Consider the following 21,714-nt stretch of genomic DNA (forward strand, 5'->3'; position numbering starts at 1 on the left):
ATTTTCCCGAACAGATAATTAATGCGTACCAACCCCGGAGGATGCAGTGAAAATTTGTATGGCTCAGACAAGGTCTGTCAAGGGCGATATCCAGGCCAATATTGATAGACACAGAACGATTATCGATCAGGCTGTATCCATAGGGGCCGAAATCATTGTCTTCCCGGAACTGTCGTTGACAGGCTACCAGTCGGCCCTGGCCAGAGAGCTGGCCGTCGACCGGGAAGACAGCCGCTTTGACGATTTTCAGAAAATTTCCGATACGAGGAAAGTCACTATTGGTGTCGGAGCGCCGATAAAAAGTGACACTGGTATCTATATTGGTATGCTTGTTTTTCAGCCGGGCAGGCCGAGATTGCTTTACTTAAAACAATACCTGCATCCCGGTGAAGAGGCCTTCTTTATCAGCGGTGGCAAATCTACCGGTTCCATAGGTGAAAATCCCAAGGCCGCACTGGCAATCTGCTATGAAATGTTGGTTCCCGAGCACGCGGAGTCCGCCGCCGCAAATGGCGCGAGGATTTATATCGCCAGCGTGGCAAATTCAGCAAATGGAGTTAAACAGGCTGCGGAAAGGTCGCCTGAAATAGCCGACCGCTACTCGATGACGGTATTGGTATCCAATTGCATTGGAGAGGCGGATGGCATCGAGTGTGCGGGGCAATCGGCGGTCTGGAATGACCAGGGGCTGCTTGTGGGCCAGCTGGATGGTGAAAGCGAGGGAATCATCGTTTTCGACACGGAAACGCAAGGGTTGATAAAGCAAAAGATATAGCAGGCAACGAGGTTGGAAGATTTATGAGCACCCATACATCCGGCGACAGGATTACAACCACCAGAATCCGTTCCATGAAAGGCAGCGGTAGTATCGTTTCCCTCACTGCCTATACCAAGCCGATGGCGGAAATGATGGACCCGTGTGCAGATTCGGGAGGTGTTTGTCGAGTTTGAGCGGGAGGTCCGGACTGGGGCCTTTCCGGCTGAGGAGCACTGTTTCGGGATAAAAAAGTAGCCTGGGAACCGGTGGGATAGTGTAAAATCCCTGCTCTTTGTGAGTGATTTACCAGGATTCCGCCATGAGCGATCTGCCCAACTGCCCCAGCTGCGGTTCCGAATACACCTACGACGACGGCGTAAACTACGTCTGTCCCGAGTGCGCCCACGAGTGGTCCAAGGACGCCGCACCGGAGGAAGCCGAGGGCGGCAAGGTGTTCAAGGATGCGCACGGCAATCTGCTGCAGGATGGCGATACCGTTACCGTTATTAAGGACCTGAAAGTGAAGGGTTCGTCATCGGTGGTCAAGGTGGGCACCAAGGTCAAGAACATCCGCCTGGTGGAGGGCGACCATGATATCGACTGCAAGATCGACGGTATCGGTCCAATGAAACTGAAGTCGGAGTTTGTGAAAAAAGCTTGATAAGCGCAACTGGTGATAGTCCCGCTGTCAAACAAAAGCCCCGGTCGATCCGGGGCTTTTGCGTATTAGCGGTGCCCGCGTATTTTTATAGGACGGATGCGCTTCGCTTATCCACCCTACGCGAGTAAAAACTGCTTAACTTAGTGTTTCAGAACCTTACTGGGAGAGTAGCTGGTGAGGGTCAGTTTTCGGTCTTCGATGGCGTTCACAAAGCGCCCGTGGGCCTTGCCGGTTTTTTTCTTGATATCCTTCCACTCCTGGTCTGCCATAAATTTCTCCCACTGCGCTTTCATGGTTTTCTCGTCCGGCCATTCGAGAAGATAGGCGAACTCGGTTTTTTGGTCGTATTCGGTCTCCCATATGGAGACGATATTGAAATCGTATTTGTCCATGATCCGCATCGCGTGCTTGTGAAAGCGGTCGTGGAAGACGTCCTTGTTCTCCCTGGGTATTTCGTAGATACGCAGTTGGTGGACTACCGGGGGCTTTTCAATAAGGGGAGCCGCCCCGTTGTCGGCCTTTGCCTGTACTGCGGGGGCTGCGGCTGCGAGGCAAAGAATGCACAGGATTAAAAGGGAGAGTCCTGCGTTTGCCTTATTTTTTGATTCCATGGCATATTCCTCGGTGGTTGTCATAGTTTTTGCGCTGACAATATCCTACTGCAGAATGTTTCCCTCCCGTTGTCGATTCATCTCCCTCTGGCAGTAACTGGCCGCATGAAATATTGCTATTTCATGGCATTCCACACGAGCCGCAAAGGTCGATCGGGAGGTTGAAAATGATGGCAGTTCAGATGGTCGTTGCCGCGTAGCCCGGGAGGGCTTCCACCAGCGCGTCGATGGCCACCCGGATGCGGTAAGGCAAGCGCGGTGTCTGCGGCCAGAGTGCGTGGATGTCGATGGTAAACGGGGGAACCTTCTCCAGCACCGGCACCAGTGTCCCCGTCTGCAGGCGCGGCTGAATCAGCCAGGAGGGCAGCCAGGCGAGCCCCATGCCGGTGGCGGCCGCGTCGGCGATGGCTTCCAGGTCGTCGAAGTACAGTCGAGCCTCCGGCTCTATCTCCATCGGCCTATCGTTTTCCCGCGGGAACAGCCAGCTGCGCCGGCGTCCGGCGTTCTGGTAGACAATGCGGTCGTGGGAGCGGAGATCATCGAGTGTGTCTGGCGTGCCGCGCTCCTCCAGGTAAGCGGGGGCGGCGCAGAGGCTCATACGGTGCCGTGCGATTCTGCGGCTGACCAGCCCCTCGCCGGCCAGGCGGCCGCTGCGCACAGCGAGATCGAAGCCGTCTTCGATCAATGCCACATTGCGGTCGCTGAACGACAGCTCCAGTGCCAATTCCGGGTGCCGCCTGGCGAGTTCCGTAAGCACCGGGGCCACACAGTAGCGGCCGAAGAGTACCGGCATGCTGACCCGCAGGCGGCCGCTCACTGTCTTCCTGCCGGATTCGAGCAGGGCTTCGCCGGCGCGAAGTTCCTGCAGTGCCTGTTTGCAGTGCTCGTAGTACAGTTGTCCCTCTGTGGTGAGCGACTGGCTGCGGGTGGTGCGATGGAACAGGCGGGTACCGAGCCGTTCTTCCAGCCGCGCGATGGTCTTGGCCACCGCGGAGCGGGAGAGGTGCAGGCGCTCGGCGGCGGCCGAGAAGCTACCCGCCTCCACCGCCTCCACAAAGACTGAGATACCCGTCAGGTGATCCGCCATAAAAGCCTCATTGTGGAAATTTTGGAAACAATGATGAGAAAAAGTATCGCAACTGGGGAGCGTTAATCAACGGTACTCTGGGAATCCTTATCGAGCCCGAGCACAGGTTTGGAGGTTTCATGCACTACCCGGTAATTTCCCAGTTGTTTTTCTTCTTTGCGCTTTCGTTGTTAATTTCCCTGCCGGCCTCGGCGGCGTCTTCCAGCCTTCGTCTCTACGCAATGGACTGCGGTTCGCTCTCCCTGGAGAGCATGGCGCTGTTCGAAGACACTGACGCCTACGCAGGTACCCCCGGCCACATGGCGGTGCCCTGCTTTCTGGTGCGGCACCCGAAGGGCGACCTGATCTGGGATACCGGGTTGGGGGATCACCTGGCGGGGCAGGCCGGCGGAGTCGAGATCGCCGAGGGCATTACCGCCAGGGTTCCGGTTTCCCTGCGCGCACAGCTGCAACAGCTGAAGCTGGTGCCGGTAGATATAGAGTTTGTGTCTTTCTCACATTTCCATTTCGATCACACCAACAACGCGTCGCTGTTTGCGAATTCCACTTTTCTGCTCAACCGCCGCGGTGCGGACTGGGCGCTGGGTTCGCCGACACCTTTCGGCGTGAACCCGGACAGTCTGAAAGTGATCGACGGCAAGAACAGGCAACTGCTCGACCTGGATCACGACGTGTTCGGCGATGGCTCCGTGCGCATACTGCGCGCGCCCGGCCACACGCCGGGTCACCAGGTGCTGATGCTGCAGTTGGCCAAGGCGGGCACGCTGATCCTGTCCGGGGATCTCTATCACACCCGCGACAATTTTCGTCACGGGCGAATTCCGGCGATCAATACCAGCCGCGCGGAGACGCTCGCCTCTTTCGCGCGGATCGGCAAACTGATCGAAAAACACAAGGCGCGGCTCGTGATTCAGCACGCGCCAGAGGATTTCGCCGCACTGCCGGAGTTTCCCGCGTACCTGGATTAACAAAAATTCCGCCCCAAAAGCGTGGTCAGCAGACTTGTAGCCCAGCCGGCTGCGTAAAGCCCGAGTCCGAAAATTCCGTGCGTCAGGAGACTCTGCAGGCGGGCTTTGGCGGGATGTGGTGTGCGGCTGGCGGCGACGCCGGCGCCCATGCCCGGCTGGATCAGCAGGAAGGGGGCCGCCACGCTGCCGATCCCGACGATCAGCGCGGGGCCGATCGTCGGGCGGCAGACCCAATCGAGTTCCCAGATACCCAGCAGAGCGGCCGCGAAAGTGATGCCGATCAGGTAATGGGCGATCCACCCGAACGGACGCTCGCCCATCACAGGCGGTGAGGCGGCAATGGACTTGTGGCGAAAACGCCCGCGAGCCAGGTAGACGAGCCAACGGCCGACCAGGGCGTAGTCCAACGGGGGAATGCCAAATAGCCGCTGGCGGGCCACTGCCCCAATATCCATTACCGCCGTCGCGCCCGCTCCGACCATAAGGGCAGATATCAGGTAGTCCAACTTCTCAGCCATTGGCCGCCCCCTCTGATGCGGCTGGCGCCCGGGCACAGACCATCCAGCAGGCGGCGGTAAAGCGGACTTCAGCACCGTATACATAGGGATTGAAGGCTGCGCGGACCCTTTCGATGACCCTGGCGCGGGTTCGCTCGTCCGTTTCCCGCAGGACCAGGCCGACGGGACCGAGCCGGCTCAGGTAAGGGACCAGTTCCTTCCCGGGCAGGGTGCAGGCCACATCGATCGGCCGGATGTCGATATCGGCCCAGCCGCTCTCCTCCAGGATGGCGCCAACCCGGTGCCGGTCCGCGAAGGCGAATTGCCCCGGGGCATCTGTCTGGCGGGCGGGCAGGTCCGGCAGCAGCGGTGTCGCGGCGCGCTCGGCCGTCGTCATAAACGGGTTTTCCCCGGCGCTCCGCCAGGCGATAAAACGGAGTTCGGCACCGTCCCTTGCGGCGTGATGCAGGTTGGCAAAGGCCCGTACGGGATCGTCGAAAAACATCACTCCGAAACGCGAAATAATCATGTCGAAGCCCTCGGGCTCGAAAGGGTGGGTCTGCGCGTCGGCGCAGATGAAACGCGCCGTCGAACTTTCCCGTTCCGCGCGGGCCTGGGCGGCGGCGATCATCGGCTGAGAAATATCGATGCCGGTGCAGCGGCCCTTCGCTCCCAGCGCCCGCGCGGCGGCCAGGGTCGTGCTGCCGGTGCCGCAGCCAACGTCGAGCACATTCGTCCCGGACGCGGCGGAAGCCGCCCCGGCGAGCAGGTCTTCGAAGGGCTTGAGCACCCGGTCGAGCAGCACCTGCAACTCGACCCAGGCGTGCCCTGCGGGGCCGTTCCAAAGCTTTGCCTGTTCGTCATCGACATCCATGATTGCCTCCTTTTGCTTGCTTTCAAGAGCCGAAAAGCTGCACTGTGCCACTTCAAGTCGACTTGAGGTCAACACGATGAGAGACCTGGATATCGCGGAGGTGGCGCAGCGGTCCGGCATGCCCGCCTCGACGCTGCGCTTCTACGAGGAAAAGGGGCTGATCACCTCCGTCGGCAGGCGGGGGCTGCGCCGCCTGTTCGATCCCGGCGTGCTGGAGCGGCTGGCGCTGATCGCCCTGGGGCGCGACGCCGGCTTTTCCCTCGACGAGATAGCGCTGATGTTTGCACCGGACGGACGGCCGAGCATCGACCGGCGGATGCTCTCGGACAAGGCCGAGGAGCTGGACGGGACCATCCGCAAGTTGAGCGCCATGCGCGACGGCCTGCGTCACGCCGCCGCCTGCCCCGCGCCCAGCCATATGGAATGCCCAACTTTCCGCCGCATCCTGCGGGCCGCCGCGTCCGGGGCTATTGGCGCGCGGGGAAAGAGGGCTCCGCAGCCGCCGCGGAACCGTTAATCCGGCGAAGGTGAAATAGGTTTACCTCCCGGCGAACTGACGCATGCGAACGAGATTATTGAGGACATTGCGTGCGCCGGCGCGGGAATCGGTCATTCCTTCCAGGTAGTATTCGACCTGCGTTGCCAGTAGGTGTGCCGACTGCTCACCGAGGTAGGTTTTGAGTTCCGGGGGAGCATGCTCCAGCTCTTCGGCTATTGTGGGCCGGTGCTCGAGCACAAATACGATATCTTCCATATCGTGAGCAAAAATATCGCTATTGCCGCGACCGAGCCAAGCCTCGAATTTCGTTGCGAGAAAGTAGCCTGGGATTACCAGCTGGATCGTTTCTCCCTTCACTTTGTACGGCTTGGCAGTGGCCAGTGCCTGTGGGTACCAACGATTGCTGAAGCCTAAAATATTGGGGCCCGTAGGCATGACGTCAAGCAGGAGATCGGGCATATCCGTGGCGCGGTAGCGGCATATCGGTGCCTTTGCGCCGGTATCCTCAGTGAATCCGACCCGGCGGATTTTTTCCACAAGGCGGTGGTATTCCCCGATTGCCGCCACATCGACAATGATGTCGACGTCCTTCGTCTGCCTTACTGCTCCTCGAAAACCCCTCGGGCACCATCAGCGCCGTTGTGGCGCCGCCCAGATAGACAACTTGGTTGTTCAGGTTCCCGAGGCGCTTCGCCACCAAGGCGATGATTTCAATATTTCTGATCATCACGATAAGCCCGCTCCTGGATATTGGCGCCGTTCATCAGTTTCCCTTCCAGTGCCTCCCTGGCATAGCGCAGCTCGCGCGGGCCGCCGATGCGTATGGCGTCGACAAGGGCGAGCAGCAGGTAGAGTTCGGGGGACAGTTCCAGGCCGCGGGCAATGCGCTTGTCCAGCGGGTTGATGATTACTCCCTCCCGTTCCTCGGCAGCCGGGCTGGAGGGGCCTGCCAGCACATTGGCGGGTTCCGGCGGCAGCAGAGGCAGGTCTTTCAGCAGCGGACAGTTGAAGCCGGTGGGCAATCCGATACCGAATCCCTCACGCCGGGCGGGGTGTGCATAGCGGATACCGTAGAGAATCCACTCCTTGGCGTTGGGAAAATTGATCCACTGCCCGGTCGCGGGCGGCCTTTTGTCGACGAGTTTCAGCAGCGCGGCATCTTGCAGGCGATTGTGGCTGCGGTGTAGTTCGGCCTTGCTGATGTGTAAAACGCTGCCGACTTGCGCCAGCGAGTAATCACTCTCCGGAAGAGTGATTGCGTCGGGATAGACGGGAGCGGGCCCTTCCCGGGCCTCCTCAGGGGGACGTCCGGCGAAGGGAAGTGCCCGGGCTTTCGGGTGCCTCAGCAGTGCCCCCACGTAGAAGAGCAGCAACAGGCTGTCTTGGGATTTCATTGGTCGTTCCCGGTTTCGAAACTGGGAACGACTGAATCACATCACTTCGACTTTGTCAATAAGACGGTTTTGGGGGGTGGGCCTAGCCTGCGAGTTGGCTCTCCGGCGAAGGTGTGGCCATCCCGGGGCTATCGCCCGGGCAGAATAACTTCCGCCGGTATGGATACCGGTGAGAAGACCCGCAAAGTGAGGCTGCTTATGGAAAGTCGGGCCTACTGGTTTCTCGCCTGCAGCGCCCGAGATCGCTCGGCAATATATTCGTCTATTTCGCCTTCCAGAATACGCAGTGGCACCGCGCCGTTGCCGAGCACCCGGTCGTGAAATTCGCGGAGGTCGAAATTTTCCCCCAGCGCCTGTTCCGCCTTGGCGCGAAAATGGAGTATGGTCAGCTCGCCCATCTTGTAGGACAGGGCCTGGCCGGGCCAGGAGATGTAGCGGTTTATCTCGGTGCGCACTTCGTGTTTCGACAGGGCGGTATTATCCTCCATCATCCGGATCGCGCGCTCCTTGCTCCAGCCCATTGAGTGCATGCCGGTGTCCACCACCAGGCGCACGGCGCGCCACATTTCGTAGGTGAGGCGGCCGAAGCGGCTGTAGGGGTCGCGGTAGAAACCGGCTTCCTCGCCCAGGTATTCGCTATATAGCCCCCAGCCCTCGCCGAAAGCGGAGATATACAGGTTGCGGCGGAATTCCGGCAGCGCTTCCAGTTCCTGGGTAAGGGCCACCTGCAGGTGGTGGCCCGGAACGGCCTCGTGAAAGGTAAGCGCTTCCAGCACGTAGAGCGGCCGTTTGTCCAGGGCGTAGGTGTTGACCCAGTAGGCGCCGGGCCGCGAACTTCCGATCGGCGCCTCAACGTAGCGGCCGCCGGTGTAGCGCGGGGCTATGGCGTCCGGCACCGGTTCCACCGTGTAGGGCTGGCGCGGCAGGCGGCCGAACAGGGACGGCAGTTTGCCGTCCATGCGCTTGGCGATGTAGGCGGCTTCTTTCAGCAGTTCCTCGGTAGTTTCGGCGTAGAAGCGCGAGTCCGTGCGCAGGAATTGCAGGAAGTCGGCGAAGCTGCCCTCGAAGCCGAGGTCATCGATGATTTTCTGCATTTCCGCGCGGATGCGCGCCACCTCCCCCAATCCGATCCCGTGCACTTCCTCGGGCCCGATATCCAGGCTGGTGTAGTAGCGCACCTGCTGTTCGTAGTAGTCGCGGCCGTCCGGCAGTTCGGTGGCGGCGATGCTTTTGCGGGCGCCGGGTTTGTATTCTTCCAGCAAGAATTTTTCGTAGGTGCTGTGTGCGGGTACCACTTTTTCCGCAATGATTTTGCGTGCGCGCTTTTGCAAGCGCTCGCGGACGGCCGCGGTTACGTTTGCGGGAAACTTTTGCAGCGGCGTGTAGTAGACGCTCTGCCGCGGGTCCTCGACGATATGCGCGCGGATACTGTCCTCGTAGCCTTCGAGCACGGTCGCGGGCATGGTGAAGCCGCGCTTCAGACCGTCGCGCATATTGGCGATGTTCTGCCGGATATAGGCTGGAATCCCCTCCAGGGTCTGCAGGTAGTATTCATAGTCGGTGGTGTTGCGAAACGGCAGGTTGCGCGGCAGGAAGGCGAGACCTACCAGGAAGCCGGAATCGGAGGTGAAAGGAATCTGGTAAGCACCGAACCGAAGGTTGGCGATGGTGTTCTGCAGTTCGTATTCCAGGATATCGCGGCTGATGCGCTGTTGTTTGTCGAGGGACTCGCTGTCGAGGCGGCGCAATTTTTCGATGGTGGCCTGGGCTTTTTGCAGGCGCTGTTGCTGCGCCGCGGCGCTCACGTCCGGTAGGCGCCTGTCGTCCTCCACTTCGCGTCCAATGCTGTAAGCCCGGGCCGGGTCGTTCTGCAGTTCGTATTCGTACCAGCCGTCGATGATCTGCTGGAGTTCCATGGCCGGTGCCGCGGTGCTCAGGCTGTGGAACAGCAGTGGGAGCAGGGCCAGGCAGAGACGGAGTCTGTACATTCTTTCTTCTCCTTTTTAGTTTGGCCTGATATCGCGCCCGTACAGGGGCGCCGTGCGTGGGGTTACCGGTTTCGCTTCATCTGCCCCGCCGCGCCAGATCGCGATACCCGTGTAGCCGTAAAGGGCGGACAGGGCCAGCACCAGCAGGTGGTACCAGAGAAAGGGCAGGTAGTGCAGGGTGCCGACGCCGAGGGTGGTGGCCATAAACACACCACCATCGGACCAGGGCACCATGGGCGTGGTAATGGTGCCGCCGGCCTCGGTGTTGCGGGACAGCACGCGGCGGTCTATGCCCTGGCGCAGGTAGTTCTGTTCTGTGAGGGTGCTGGCGGTGATCAGCGAGACATAGGCTGCGCCACCGAAAAAGTTGCCGAAGAAGCCGCCGAGCAAAGTGGACAGGGTCAGGCGCCCCGGGCTGTCGGCCCAGTGCAGGAAGCGCCGGCAGATCACCTCCAGCAGGCCTATCTGCTTCATCAGACCGCCGAGGCCGAGGGCGAACAGGATCAGTACTATGACCCCGAGCATGGACTCGATGCCGCCGCGGTTGAGCAGGGTGTCGAGGAATTCCGTTTCCGAGTGCAGCGCGCTGCCGTAGTAGGTGCTGTTGATCGCGTCGAGGGGCGGTTCCTGCTGGAAGAGCACGGCCCAGACGGCACCGAGGGCGGCGCCGAAACTGATCACCGGTATCGAGGGGTAGCGTTTCAGCAGCAGGCCGATCACCGCCGCCAGCGGCAGCAGCATCGGCCAGCCGATATTGAACTGTTTCTGCAATGCGGCCATGACCTCATCGGCGCGCGCGGTGTCGGCGTCGCCGGCGGTATAGAAGAGCCCCGCGGCGAGGAACAGCAGAGCAGCGCCGGCGGCGGCCGGCGCGCTCACCCAGAGCATGGACTTGATGTGCTCCACCAGGTCCACCTTGCACAGGGAGGCGGTCATCACCGTGGTGTCGGACAGGGGCGATAACTTGTCTCCCACGTAAGCGCCGGAAATAACCGCGCCCGCCACCAGCGGCAACGGCATGCCGAAGCTGTGGCCGATACCGATCATCGCGATACCCGCAGTGCCGGCGGTGCCGAAGGAAGTACCGGTGGCCAGGGAGGTGACGGCGCAGATCAGGAAGGCCGCGGGCAGGAACAACTGCGGGCTCATCAGCGACAGGCCGTAGTAGATGATACTGGGCACTATGCCGCCCAGTATCCAACTGCCGATCAGCGCGCCCACGGCGATCAGCACCAGCACCGCCTCCATGCCGCTGTGTATACCGTCGATCAGGCCCCGCTGCAGTGCCGCATAGCTGTGACCGAGGCGCAGGCCCAGGGCGATGGCGATAAACCAGGCAGTGAACAGCGCCAGTTGGATCGGCAGCGCCAGCAGGTTCAGGAAGACGTAGATGGTGGCGATCAACGCGACGGTGAGGGCGGCGACCTCCAGGCCACTGGGCAGGCGGGCTTGCGCCGATGATGACGGGAGCATCATAGTGGGTTCTCCGGAGCAGCAACTGATTGTTTTTATTGTGTATTACTTTGCATGCAAAATAACTATTTGTTAAGCACAATAGGAACAATGTTGGGAGGTGTCAACCGGTTTGGGATGGGCGGATACGAGGAAAGCGGCCCCGGGTTCCCGGCGGGAAAAATCTTTCTGCTATGTCGATTGCGGACCCGTCTGTCCGACTAGGGGGTACAAACTCAAACAAATACCGACCTCAACGGAGAAATAGAGATGTCCAAAAAGATTTTTGTAAACCTGCCCGTCGCTGACCTGGGAAAATCCATCGAGTTCTTTTCCCGGCTCGGATTCGACTTCAATGCCCAGTTTACCGACGAAACTGCAACCTGCATGGTTATCAGCGACAGTATTTTCGTCATGCTGCTCACCCGTGAGAAGTTCAGCAGCTTTACGCCGGGTATGGAGATCTGTGACACGGGCAAGAGCACTGAGGTGCTGATCTGCCTGTCCGCTGACAGCCGGGAAGAGGTCGATGCATTGATCAGTAAAGCCACCGCAGCGGGCGGCAGCGCGTTCAGAGAGCCTGAAGACCACGGTTTTATGTACGGCCGCGCTTTTCGGGACCTGGACGGCCATATCTGGGAAGTTGTGTGGATGGACCCCGCTGCGCTGCAACAGGCCGGTTGACCGGCGGCTTACGAAACCTTTCCTGCAGGCAGGAGTTCTGCCGGGAAAGGTCCTCAGCTTCGGCGAACCCAGCCGAGGCTGAGCACATACCGTGTGCCCGATTGCACTTTGCTGACGGAGTGCTCAGATATATCCGGGTGGAAATATTTTATTCGCGGGCTTTCATAGATCGGCGAGTCACATAAAAACTCTCCACCTGCCTTCGCTTTCTTAACCACGATATTGAGCCGGTAGTGTCTTCCGGATTTCACAGGATCCGTGTGCGGTGGAATACATATCCCTTCCCTGAATCGCAGCAGGTAGAGGTCAAAGGGGATTGGCCAGCGTGCCGCCAGAAGAAGTAATTTCTCGTAGCCGGTATTCTGCCTGCCTTTCTCCCAGCGCCAGAATTTCACTTTACTCTCCCAAACGATCCGTTAAAAACTCCACAAACCGCCGCACCCGCACCGGTCTGGGCCCCGTACCGGGATACACCGCATTCAGCGGTGCTGAGCTGCCCTGCCAGTCTCTGAACGCCGGCTCCAGCCTGCCGGCCTCGATATCCCCGCGCACATCCAGCTCGCTTTTATAGGCCAGGCCGGCGCCGTCCAGCACCCACTCGCGCACCAGTGCGCCGTCGTTGCAGATGCGGTCGCCGCTCACTTCCACCACCACGGTTTCGCTGCGACGCTGGAAAAGCCAGCGGCGATAGGGCTGGCCCTGACTCAGGTAGATGACACAGTTGTGGGCAAGCAGGTCCTGGGGATGGCTTGGCCGGCCGTGCCGTTCAAAATATTCCGGGGCGCCCACCACCAAGCGGCGGTTGGCCATCACGCGGCGCGCCACCAGCGCCGAGTCCGGCAGTTCGCCGTAGCGCAGGGCGAGATCAAGGGGTTCCGAAACCAGGTCGCGCATCGTGTCGCCGACCAGCAGGGTGAAGCGCACCTGCGGGTGCAGAACCTGGAATTCGTCCGTCAGCGGACGCAGCCACTGGCGGGCAAAGTCCACCGGCGCGGTCAGGCGTATCTCGCCGCTGACGTCGGCGCAGTCGCGGTGCACCGACTGCCGGGCGTCTTCCAGCAGCGCCAGCGCGGGGGCGACCCGCTCGCGAAACAGCAGTCCCTCCGCGGTGAGGCGCAGGCTGCGGGTATTGCGCTCCACCAGGCGCACCTTCAACTCCTTTTCCAGCCGCTTGAGGCTCGCGCTGGCCGCCGCCGGGGTTCGCTCCAGGCTGCGCGCGGCGGCGCTCAGTGAGCCCAGCCGGGCGGCTTCGACAAACAAGCGCAGGTCGTTGAGATTGGACATCTTCAAATTTTGTTTGAAAGTGTTTTATAGATTGCGCTAATTATCAGCTCCGTCCCGCGACATCACAATAGTGCGCATCGAGTCACCCATGAGAAGGAGCAAACTATGATTGAAGCTGTCGGCAAGGCCCCGCGCCTGCCGTTGGCACTGCTGGCGCTCACCGCCGGCGCCTTCGGTATCGGCGTCACCGAATTTGTGATTATGGGCCTGTTGCTGGAAATGAGCACCGACTTGTCGGTGTCCATTCCCGCAGCCGGCATGCTGATTTCCGGCTACGCTCTGGGGGTGGTTTTGGGGGCGCCGCTGATGACCGCGCTGACCGCCGTCTGGCCGCACAAACGTACGCTGCTGGTGCTAATGGCGGTTTTCACCCTGGGCAATGCCGCCTGCGCCCTGGCACCCGGCTACGAAATCCTGATGCTGGCGCGGGTGGTGACCGCCTTTGCCCACGGCACATTTTTCGGTGTGGGCTCCATTGTCGCCACCGGCCTGGTGGCACCGGAAAGAAAAGCCTCGGCGATCGCAATCATGTTCACCGGCCTGACGGTGGCAAACATTCTCGGCGTGCCCTTCGGTACCTGGCTGGGGCAGGCGTTCAACTGGCGCGCCACCTTCTGGGCGGTAACCCTGGTGGGACTGATGGCCCTGGCGGTGATCGCGCTGTTTGTACCGGGGGACCGGTCCGCACCTCCGGCGCCGGACTGGCGCGCTGACCTCCGCGCACTGGTGCGGGCGCCGGTGTTGCTGGGTCTGCTGACCACAGTGCTGGGCTTCGGCAGCATGTTCGTGGTGTTCACCTATATTGCTCCCATCCTCACGCAGATCAGCGGTTTTGCCGACGCAGCAGTGTCGCCGATCCTGCTGGTGTTCGGCGCCGGGCTGATCGCCGGCAACCTGCTCGGCGGGCGTCTGGCGGATCGCTGGCTGGTGCCCTCGGTTATCGGCAGCCTGCTGGTGCTGGCGGCGGTGTTGGGTCTGATGACTTTTGCCGTGCACAGCAAAATTTTCGCAGTGATTTCTGTTGGCCTATTGGGTGCCGCCGCCTTCGCCACCGTGCCGCCGCTGCAGATGTGGGTGCTGTCCAAAGCCGAGGGGGCCGGCCAGAACCTGGCTTCCAGTTTCAATATCGCCGCGTTCAATCTGGGCAACGCCATCGGCGCCTGGTTGGGCGGCGCGGTGATCGATTCCAACCTGGGGTTGCACGCGCTCGCCTGGGTGGCCGCGCTGGTGCCGCTGGCCGCCACTGTTACCGCGCTGTGGAGCTTGCGGCTGGAAAAATCACCGGTAATTACTACTCAACCTGTCCATGCGGATAAGAACTGAATAGGAGCTTTTATGAAAATCGATCTTTCCGGAAAAACCGCCGTTGTATCCGGCTCCACCCTGGGTATCGGCTTTGCCATTGCCTGGGGCCTTGCCGAATGCGGCGCCGCGGTGGTGATCAACGGCCGCAATCAGCCGGGAGTGGACGACGCGGTCGCCACGCTGAAGAAGGATTTTCCCGATGCCGAGGTGCGCGGTGTGGCCGCCGACCTGGGCACCGCAGACGGTTGTGCGGCGCTGGTCAAGGCCGAGCCCACGGCGGATATTCTGGTCAACAACCTGGGTATCTACCAGCTGCAGGATTTTTTCGAAATACCCGACGAGGAGTGGACGCGCTTTTTCGAAGTGAATGTGCTCTCCGGGGTGCGCCTGTCCCGGGCCTATCTGCCGGGGATGCTGGAAAAGAACTGGGGACGGGTGATTTTCCTCTCGTCGGAATCGGCGCTGAATATTCCCGGGGACATGATCCACTACGGTTTTACCAAAACCGCCAACCTGGCCGTTTCCCGCGGCCTCGCCAAACGCTTAGCCGGCACCGGGGTGACCGTGAACGCGGTACTGCCGGGACCGACATTGTCCGAAGGCGTTGGGGAAATGCTGGAGGAGGATGCGAAAATGGCCGGCGTGTCGATCGAGGAAGCCGGTGTGAACTTCGTGAAAGAGGAGCGCTCCAGTTCCATTATCCAGCGTCCGGCGACGGTAGAGGAGGTGGCGAACATGGTGGTTTACGCGGTCTCGCCCCAGGCTTCCGCCACCACCGGTGCGGCCCTGCGGGTGGACGGGGGCGTGGTGGAGACCATCGCCTGACAATGACAACGGAGAATATTTGATGGAATTTAATAAACACAGTGCCCCGCAGCGCCGTTTTCTTGGCCTGCTCCTGGTCTGGATGTTTTTTGCCGTATCGCTGGCGCAGGCCTCAGGGGAAAGCGAAGGAAACTGGATTGCCACCTGGACCGCCAGCCCGCAGCCGCGCTGGAACGGCGACTTCGCCCTGCCCACCAATACCCCCTTCCACCTGTGGAACCAGACTCTGCGCCAGGTGGCGCGGGTTAGCATTGGCGGCGAGAGGGTGCGGGTGGTGCTGTCCAACAAGTACGGTTCCCGGCCCCTGCGCATCGGTGCCGCACACCTGGCGCTGGCCGGCGATGAATCGGAGGTTGTCCCCGGCTCTGGTCACGCGTTGGCATTTTCCGGTGACAAGTCGCCGATGATTCCGGCGGGTGCCGAAGTGGTCAGCGACCCGGTGGAGCTGGCGGTGACGCCACTGCAGCAACTCGCGATCAGTGTCTTCCTGCCCGAGCCGACGCCGCCGGAAACCTTTCATTGGGACGGGTTGCAGACTGCCTATATCGGTGCGGGCAACCAAGTGGACGCTCAAGAGATAGAAGCCCCGGAAACGACCAATACGCGGATTTTCCTCAGCGGCATCCTGGTGGATGCTGCTGAGGAAGCGCGCACGGTGGTGGCTTTCGGCGATTCAATCACCGATGGCAATGCCTCCAGCCTGAACGCCAACCACCGCTGGCCGGATTTTCTCGCCGCGCGCCTGACGGAGAAAAATATCGCGGTGGTCAACGGGGGCATTTCCGGCGCGCGCCTGCTCGACAACATTATGGGAGAGAATGCCCTGGCCCGTTTCGAGCGGGACGTATTGGCCCAGCCGGGTGTAGAGACCGTTATTGTTCTGATGGGAATCAACGATATCGGCTGGCCGGGCTCGGCACTGGCGCCGGAGAAAAAAGTTCCCGCTGCGGAGCGGTTGATCGCCGCCTATCGGCAGTTGATTACCCGGACACATATTCGCGGTGTGCGGATTATCGGCGCCACCCTGACGCCCTTCGAGGGCGCCCTGGACCAGTCCCCGATGGCGGGTTACTACTCCGCGGAAAAAGAAAAGGTGCGGCGGGCGGTCAACCATTGGATTCGCAGTTCCGGGGAGTTCGACGGGGTGATCGATTTCGATGCGATAACCAGGGACCCGAAGCGCCCCTCCCGTTTCCTGCCCGCCTATGACTCCGGCGACCACCTGCATCCGGGAGACGAGGGGTACCGGGCGATGGCGGAGTCGATCGACCTTCGGCTGCTGTAACAAAAACGCCACACCGGACAAAAACAGACGAAGGCTCTCCCGTCTCTGTTTGCGACGTGGTAATTTCCCGCCCCCCCAATCGAGCAGCTCATCCCCTCCTGTTGGGGGGTGATGACAGGCTGGCACAAATATCGCAAGAATGTTGCGGAATTGGGTCCGCGCTTTTCGCCGTTGTTCACTCCGATGTAAGGAATTCCAGATGTCCTCCCCGTCTCCCGCTATTCCCGCTATACCCGTCGCGCTCGACGAGCGTTCCGGCGCCGCCTCCCGTTCCGGGCTGGCCGAATTCGCCCTGGCCCTGGGCGGTTTCGGTATCGGCACCAGTGAATTTGTGATTATGGGCCTGCTGAACCGGGTGGCCACCGATCTGAGCGTTGCGCCACCGGATGTGGGCTATGCGATCAGCAGCTATGCCCTGGGGGTGGTGGTGGGCGCGCCGATTATTTCCGTGCTGGCCGCGCGAGTGCCGAGGCGGGCGCTGCTGATTGTTCTGATGATTGTCTTCGCCCTGGGCAATATCGCCAGCGCGCTGGCGCCGGGCTTCTGGTCCTTCGTGGCGCTGCGTTTCGTCGCCGGCCTGCCCCATGGGGCCTATTTCGGCGTGGCCGCGCTGGTCGCCGCGGCGGCGGTGGCGCCGCACCAGCGGGCGCGGGCGGTGGCGCGGGTGATGAGCGGCCTGACGGTGGCGATTCTGATCGGCGCGCCACTGGGCACCTGGGCCGGCAACCTGTTCGGCTGGCAGCTGGCCTTCACTGCGGTGGGTGCCATAGCGCTGCTCACCGCGCTGCTGGTGTGGTGCTTTGTGCCGGTGCAGCCTCAGGACCCGGAGGCCAGTCCGCTGCGCGAGCTGTCGGCGCTGCTCAAGCACCGGGTACTGTTTACTCTGGGGATTGCCGGGGTCGGCTTCGGGGGCATGTTCGCTATTTTCAGCTATGTGATGCCGACCCTCACCGAGCAGGCGGGTATGGCCGAGTCCCTCGGGCCGCTGGTACTGGCGCTGTTCGGAGTGGGCGGGATCCTCGGCAATCTGATCGGCGCGCGGGTGGCGGACTGGGATCTGCTGCGTGCGATTCCGCTGATTCTGATCTGGTGCGCCGCGGTGCAGGGGCTGTTTTACTTCGCCGCCAATACCCTGTGGCTGGGGATGTTGTTCGTCGGCCTGGTGGGGACCAGCATGGCCCTGGGCGCGCCGCTGCAGACGCGGCTGATGGACGTGGCCGAGGGTGGCCAGACCCTGGCCGCCTCTCTCAATCATGCAGCCTTTAACCTGGCCAACGCGCTGGGCGCCTGGCTGGCCGGTGTGACGGTGAAGGCCGGTTTCGCCTGGTCCTCCACCGGGCTGGTGGGCACGGTATTGGCTCTCGGCGGCCTGCTGGTGTTTTTTGCCGGGCGCTGGGTGGAAAAACGTGGCGGCGGGGTGGTGCCGGTGAGCGGTTGATCGGCCGTGGCCAACAGGCGCTGCATCTTGTCCCGGTAGCAAGGAAAGACGTTAGAAGCCCTGCGGGAAAGAGAGCCTGTGCCACACTGATTTACCAACTCTGTTCAGCGGAGCGATGTTGGATCAGGTGCCGGCTCCATTGCCGGCGGGACTAAAACAGTCAAAGGAGCAACTTATGAAGGCCATCACCCGTGAGGATCTGGAACGTATGAATGAAACCCAAAAGGAGGATTTTGTGCTTATCAATGTCCTTCCCCGGGAAGAATTCAAAAAGGAACATATCCGCACTTCCATCAACATTCCCCAAGACAGCGAGGACTTCGTCGAAACAGTGGAAAAAGTCGCCGGTGGCAAGGACCGTGAAGTGGTAGTGTATTGTGCGAACTTCGACTGCCCTGCTTCGCCGGAAGCCGCCAAAAAACTGGACAAGGCCGGGTTTCGTCATGTCCTCGACTATGAGGGCGGTACGGAAGACTGGATGGAACACCACCACTAAATAATTTCACTGTCCGGATAAGCAGGTTGCCTGACCGGATAGGCCCAGCGGCAGTCTCGCTCAATCACCATTGAAGAAGCGCACTTCGGATACCTGCCCTTTCTATTCGTGACGGGGCCGGCCTTATTCACACCGGCCCCAAAAATTCAGAGGAAAAATTTCTGCCGCGGGCAGCGCTGGTGACTCAGAAGCCGGCCAGCACATTCTTGCCGATACAGCGCCCGCTCTCCTGCTTCCCGTGTGCCCTGCGCAAGTTGGCGGCATTGATGGTGCCGAGCTCTTCCTTCAGCGTGGTCTTCAGCACGCCGGCGTCCACCAGCGCGGCGACCTCGCTGAGTAGGCGATGTTGCTCGATCATATCCGCTGTCTGATAAACCGGCCGGGCAAACATATATTCCCAGTGCACGGACAGGCCTTTGCTCTTGAAGGGCTTGATATCCAGCGTCGCCGGATCGTCGATCACCGCCATAGCGCCCAGGGGTTCGAGCAGTTCGATGATGGCCGGCAGGTGCTGTTCGGTGCCGGTTAGGGAGGCGACATAGCGCACCCGGGGAATGCCGATTTCCTTCAGCTCGCGATCCAGCGGGTTGTGGTGATTGATCACATGGTGCGCGCCCATGGACTGGCACCAGGCGACGGTTTCCGGGCGCGAGGCGGTGGCGATCACCGTGAGGCCGGTCAGTCGGCGGGCGAGCTGGGTCAGGATGGAACCGACCCCGCCGGCGCCGTTGATAATCAGCAGGGCATCGTTTTGGGTTTTTATGCCGTAGGGGACGCGGAGCCGGTCGAATAGCAGTTCCCAGGCGGTGATGGAAGTCAGCGGCAGGGCGGCGGCCTCGGCGAAAGACAGGGATTCCGGCTTGCGCGCGGCGATGCGCTCGTCCACCAGTTGGTATTCACTGTTGCTGCCGGGCCGGTCGATGGCGCCAGCGTAGAAGACCTGATCCCCCTTTTTGAACAGCATCACTTCGGCGCCCACTTCCTCGACCGTGCCGGCGGCGTCGAAGCCGAGGATGCGCGCGTTGCCCTCCGGCGGCGCGGCATTGGCGCGCACCTTGGTGTCCACCGGGTTGACCGACACTGCCTCAATCTTGACCAGAATATCCCGCGGCCCCGGTGAGGGCCTGGGCAGTTCCAGGCCGACTAGGGACTGCTCGTCGTCGACGGGCAGGGAGTTGTAGTAGCCGATCGCTTTCATTGGGTTTCTCCTCTTTTCTGCGGCAATGGTCCGATTGCGAAAAGCTTAGGGGCATGCTGGAAAGAAGAGAAACGAATAATTTTAATTGGATTGATTCCCCGGACGACCGAGCTCCGCGAGCGAATACGCCGGAGCATTATGAAAGGCCTTGATGACGGGACGGCCGAGTTGCCTGGACACCCACACGCTTTCATGCATGACTGGAGTCTTCCCGAGGCAGCGGGCTCATCGGTGAGACTCCCAACGGCGAAACACTACGCTGGCATTGACTCCGCCAAACCCAAACCCGTTCGACAGGGCGTACTGGATCGGCATTTTCCGCACGGCCGGGCCGACCAGGTCGAGGCCGTCGGCCGCCTCGTCGGGATTGATGAGATTCAGCGTGGGCGGGGCCACTTGATCGCGCAGCGCCAGGATGGTGAAGATGGCTTCGATGCCGCCAGCGGCGCCTAACAAGTGGCCGGTACTGGATTTGGTCGAGGTAATTGCCGCACCCGATCCTGTCCCGAACACCGAGAGAATGCCGGCCAGCTCGCTCCGGTCCCCGACCTGTGTGGAGGTCGCATGGGCGTTGATGTGCTGAACGTCGTCGGGCGCAATGCCGGCCTGCTGCAGCGCCTGCTGCATGGCGCGCCGGGCGCCGCTGCCATCCTCCGGGCCGGCGGTCAGGTGGTAGGCATCGGCGCTGGTGCCGTAGCCGACCAGCTCTGCCAACGGACGTGCGCCGCGCGCCAGCGCATGTTCCAGCGATTCGATCACCAGCAGGCCGGCGCCCTCGGCCATGACGAAGCCGTCCCGGTCGCGGTCGAACGGGCGCGACGCTTCCGAGGGGCGGTCGTTGAATCCGGTGGACAGCGCGCGCGCCGCGGCGAAGGCTCCGAGGGTGACGCGATGGATGGCCGCCTCGGTGCCGCCGCACACGGCGATATCCGCTTCGCCGCTGCGGATCAGCCGCGCCGCGTCGCCGATGGCCTGCACCCCGGCCGCGCAGGCGGTCACCGGCGCCCCGAGCGGCCCGGTGAAGCCGTGCTGGATGGAGATGTGCCCGGCCGCCATATTGACGAGAAACGAAGGCGCGGTGAATGGTGACAGCCGGCGCGGCCCGCGGTTGTCCGTAGTGCGCACGGCCTCGGCGATGGCGCCGAAGCCGCCGACGCCGGAGGCAATGACGGTGGCGGTTCGCTGGCGCTGTTTCTCGTCGGTAGGCTGCCAGGCCGCCTGCGCCAGGGCTTCCTGCGCGGCGACGAGCGCAAACTCGATGAAGCGATCCATCTTCTTGCGCTCCTTGGCGGCGATGCTGCGCTCGGGGTCGAAGCCGGCCTGCGCGTCCTCCGCCAGCGTCGGCACCTGTCCGCCGATGGCGACGCCGGTGCCGTCGGCCAGGTCGGCGGGCAGGGCGCGGATACCGGATTGCCCCGCCAACAGGCGGGACCAGACTATTTCCGTACCGCACCCCAGTGGCCCGACGGTACCCGTTCCCGTCACCACGATTCGAGCTGCATTGCCGACACTCATCGTCTCACCTCGCTTTCCACAGGGGCGGCGTCTCGCAACGGGCGCCGCTGTGTTTTCAGGCTAGTCCAAATGCTTTCCTCAGGCCTTTCTCCACCGGGCCGGCGGGCATGAAACGGCGCAATTTGCGCAGCAGCGAGGCCTCGCCTTTGGGCGTGCGCCGCATTTTCCATGAGCCCAAAGCGGCATCGACAATGGTGCTGGCGACCCCATCGGGCTGCGGTGCTTTATGCACATTTTTTTGAATGGCCTGGGAAACGACACTGCGTTCAGCGTCGTAGGCCGGGATTTTGGCGGCCGTTTGCGGCGCATTGATATCCAGGTTGGTTTTGGTGAAGGAGGGCTCGACCAGCGCCACGCGAATTCCGAATTTGCGCACCTCGTGATCCAGGGTCTCGGACAGTCCCTCTACCGCGTGCTTGGATGCCGAATAGAGCCCCATGTAGGGCGCCGGGAGAAAGCCCAGCACCGAGCTGACGTTGACGATGCGACCAGATCCCTGCTCGCGCATGTGCGGCAGTACCGCCTGTGCCGTGCGCAGGATGCCAAGTACGTTGGTGTCGAACAGCGACTGGGCTTCGGCAATCGACGTTTCCTCCGTCGCGCCGAGCAGGGTCACGCCTGCACTGTTGACAAGCACGTCGATGTGCCCGGCCTGGGCGATGATGGTCTGGATTCCACGTTGAACTGACGCCTCGTCGCGGATATCCACCTCGACCAGCTCGACACCCGATATTGGCTGTGCTTTTGCCGTGTTGCGTACGGTGCCGAACACCCGGCAACCCCGGCTGGCAAATTTCTCCGCGGTGGCACGTCCGATACCGGATGACACGCCGGTGATCACGATAACAGTTGAGTTAGACATAGCAGTTTCTCTCGATTTAGACATGGCAGTTTCT

General features: G+C 61.6%; 23 protein-coding genes. 10 read left to right on the forward strand and 13 right to left on the reverse strand.

Translation table 11 applies throughout. The annotated features are described in order from the left end of the window. Positions 1 to 58 precede the first annotated feature (58 nt). Complete coding sequence (locus PP263_RS19965; protein ID WP_308365777.1) at positions 59 to 775, forward strand: carbon-nitrogen hydrolase family protein; 717 nt, start codon at positions 59 to 61, stop codon at positions 773 to 775. Between the two features lie 301 nt (positions 776 to 1,076). Beyond that, entirely contained in the window at positions 1,077 to 1,418 is a 342-nt protein-coding gene (locus tag PP263_RS19970; RefSeq protein ID WP_308365778.1) for a zinc ribbon domain-containing protein YjdM, read from the forward strand. Positions 1,419 to 1,558: 140 nt separating this feature from the next. On the opposite strand, the gene PP263_RS19975 is transcribed toward PP263_RS19970, so the two are convergent. Next, the gene (locus PP263_RS19975) at positions 1,559 to 2,029 is read right to left on the reverse strand and encodes an NIPSNAP family protein (RefSeq protein WP_308365779.1); all 471 of its coding nucleotides are present in this window, start codon (positions 2,027 to 2,029) and stop codon (positions 1,559 to 1,561) included. A 178-nt stretch (positions 2,030 to 2,207) separates the two neighbouring features. Then, the gene (locus PP263_RS19980) at positions 2,208 to 3,116 is read right to left on the reverse strand and encodes a LysR substrate-binding domain-containing protein (RefSeq protein ID WP_308365780.1); all 909 of its coding nucleotides are present in this window, start codon (positions 3,114 to 3,116) and stop codon (positions 2,208 to 2,210) included. Between the two features lie 119 nt (positions 3,117 to 3,235). Here PP263_RS19980 and PP263_RS19985 point away from each other — a divergent pair, with 119 nt between their 5' ends. Beyond that, positions 3,236 to 4,084 carry an N-acyl homoserine lactonase family protein gene (locus tag PP263_RS19985; RefSeq protein WP_308365781.1) on the forward strand — a complete coding sequence of 283 codons (849 nt, stop codon included), beginning with the start codon at positions 3,236 to 3,238 and terminating at the stop codon, positions 4,082 to 4,084. Here PP263_RS19985 and PP263_RS19990 read toward each other — a convergent pair. Next, positions 4,081 to 4,602: a DUF2938 domain-containing protein gene (locus tag PP263_RS19990; RefSeq protein ID WP_308365782.1), complete on the reverse strand. Its 522-nt coding sequence runs from the start codon at positions 4,600 to 4,602 to the stop codon at positions 4,081 to 4,083. The genes PP263_RS19985 and PP263_RS19990 overlap by 4 nt on opposite strands. Further along, complete coding sequence (locus PP263_RS19995; protein ID WP_308365784.1) at positions 4,595 to 5,455, reverse strand: methyltransferase domain-containing protein; 861 nt, start codon at positions 5,453 to 5,455, stop codon at positions 4,595 to 4,597. Before PP263_RS19995 ends, PP263_RS19990 begins: the two co-directional genes overlap by 8 nt. Positions 5,456 to 5,531: 76 nt before the next feature. Between PP263_RS19995 and PP263_RS20000 the strand changes: the two genes are divergently transcribed. Next, positions 5,532 to 5,972 (forward strand): helix-turn-helix domain-containing protein, encoded by a 441-nt coding sequence (locus PP263_RS20000; RefSeq protein WP_374693679.1) that lies wholly within the window; start codon positions 5,532 to 5,534, stop codon positions 5,970 to 5,972. Between the two features lie 21 nt (positions 5,973 to 5,993). Here the strand turns inward: PP263_RS20000 and PP263_RS20005 are convergent, their stop codons facing one another. From PP263_RS20005 to nhaC, 4 genes are all read right to left on the reverse strand, one after another. Continuing rightward, positions 5,994 to 6,491, reverse strand: coding sequence for a hypothetical protein (locus tag PP263_RS20005; protein WP_308365786.1), 498 nt, complete (start codon positions 6,489 to 6,491; stop codon positions 5,994 to 5,996). Between the two features lie 173 nt (positions 6,492 to 6,664). Continuing rightward, positions 6,665 to 7,348 (reverse strand): hypothetical protein, encoded by a 684-nt coding sequence (locus PP263_RS20010; RefSeq protein ID WP_308365787.1) that lies wholly within the window; start codon positions 7,346 to 7,348, stop codon positions 6,665 to 6,667. 212 nt (positions 7,349 to 7,560) lie between these two features. Beyond that, positions 7,561 to 9,336, reverse strand: a complete 1,776-nt coding sequence (locus PP263_RS20015; RefSeq protein WP_308365789.1) for a DUF885 domain-containing protein — start codon at positions 9,334 to 9,336, stop codon at positions 7,561 to 7,563. Between the two features lie 15 nt (positions 9,337 to 9,351). Beyond that, positions 9,352 to 10,812: a Na+/H+ antiporter NhaC gene (gene nhaC / locus PP263_RS20020; protein WP_308365791.1), complete on the reverse strand. Its 1,461-nt coding sequence runs from the start codon at positions 10,810 to 10,812 to the stop codon at positions 9,352 to 9,354. Positions 10,813 to 11,058: 246 nt separating this feature from the next. On the opposite strand from nhaC, the gene PP263_RS20025 reads away from it, so the two are divergent. Then, complete coding sequence (locus tag PP263_RS20025) at positions 11,059 to 11,472, forward strand: VOC family protein (RefSeq protein ID WP_308365793.1); 414 nt, start codon at positions 11,059 to 11,061, stop codon at positions 11,470 to 11,472. Positions 11,473 to 11,525: 53 nt separating this feature from the next. Here PP263_RS20025 and PP263_RS20030 read toward each other — a convergent pair whose 3' ends face one another. Together PP263_RS20030 and PP263_RS20035 are read right to left on the reverse strand one after the other, a co-directional pair. Next, positions 11,526 to 11,867: a hypothetical protein gene (locus tag PP263_RS20030; protein WP_308365795.1), complete on the reverse strand. Its 342-nt coding sequence runs from the start codon at positions 11,865 to 11,867 to the stop codon at positions 11,526 to 11,528. Position 11,868: 1 nt separating this feature from the next. Continuing rightward, complete coding sequence (locus PP263_RS20035) at positions 11,869 to 12,756, reverse strand: LysR family transcriptional regulator (protein WP_308365798.1); 888 nt, start codon at positions 12,754 to 12,756, stop codon at positions 11,869 to 11,871. A 105-nt stretch (positions 12,757 to 12,861) separates the two neighbouring features. Here PP263_RS20035 and PP263_RS20040 point away from each other — a divergent pair, with 105 nt between their 5' ends. The 5 genes from PP263_RS20040 (at position 12,862) to PP263_RS20060 (ending at position 18,105) form a co-directional block, all read left to right on the forward strand. Beyond that, on the forward strand, positions 12,862 to 14,079 hold the full coding sequence (locus PP263_RS20040; RefSeq protein ID WP_308365800.1) for an MFS transporter: 1,218 nt from the start codon (positions 12,862 to 12,864) through the stop codon (positions 14,077 to 14,079). A gap of 12 nt (positions 14,080 to 14,091) precedes the next feature. Then, positions 14,092 to 14,886, forward strand: a complete 795-nt coding sequence (locus tag PP263_RS20045; protein ID WP_308365802.1) for an SDR family oxidoreductase — start codon at positions 14,092 to 14,094, stop codon at positions 14,884 to 14,886. 22 nt (positions 14,887 to 14,908) lie between these two features. Beyond that, positions 14,909 to 16,171 carry an SGNH/GDSL hydrolase family protein gene (locus PP263_RS20050; protein WP_308365803.1) on the forward strand — a complete coding sequence of 421 codons (1,263 nt, stop codon included), beginning with the start codon at positions 14,909 to 14,911 and terminating at the stop codon, positions 16,169 to 16,171. Between the two features lie 199 nt (positions 16,172 to 16,370). Then, positions 16,371 to 17,609, forward strand: coding sequence for an MFS transporter (locus PP263_RS20055; RefSeq protein WP_308365804.1), 1,239 nt, complete (start codon positions 16,371 to 16,373; stop codon positions 17,607 to 17,609). 175 nt (positions 17,610 to 17,784) lie between these two features. After that, positions 17,785 to 18,105, forward strand: a complete 321-nt coding sequence (locus tag PP263_RS20060; protein WP_308365805.1) for a rhodanese-like domain-containing protein — start codon at positions 17,785 to 17,787, stop codon at positions 18,103 to 18,105. Between the two features lie 184 nt (positions 18,106 to 18,289). Here the strand turns inward: PP263_RS20060 and PP263_RS20065 are convergent, their stop codons facing one another. From PP263_RS20065 to PP263_RS20075, 3 genes are all read right to left on the reverse strand, one after another. Continuing rightward, positions 18,290 to 19,303: a zinc-binding alcohol dehydrogenase family protein gene (locus tag PP263_RS20065; RefSeq protein WP_308365806.1), complete on the reverse strand. Its 1,014-nt coding sequence runs from the start codon at positions 19,301 to 19,303 to the stop codon at positions 18,290 to 18,292. Positions 19,304 to 19,528: 225 nt separating this feature from the next. Beyond that, positions 19,529 to 20,818 (reverse strand): beta-ketoacyl-ACP synthase II, encoded by a 1,290-nt coding sequence (fabF, locus tag PP263_RS20070; protein WP_308365807.1) that lies wholly within the window; start codon positions 20,816 to 20,818, stop codon positions 19,529 to 19,531. Between the two features lie 55 nt (positions 20,819 to 20,873). Continuing rightward, on the reverse strand, positions 20,874 to 21,680 hold the full coding sequence (locus tag PP263_RS20075; protein WP_308365808.1) for an oxidoreductase: 807 nt from the start codon (positions 21,678 to 21,680) through the stop codon (positions 20,874 to 20,876). Positions 21,681 to 21,714: the final 34 nt, after the last annotated feature.

It is taken from the genome of Microbulbifer sp. TB1203, assembly GCF_030997045.1.
Taxonomy (GTDB): domain Bacteria; phylum Pseudomonadota; class Gammaproteobacteria; order Pseudomonadales; family Cellvibrionaceae; genus Microbulbifer.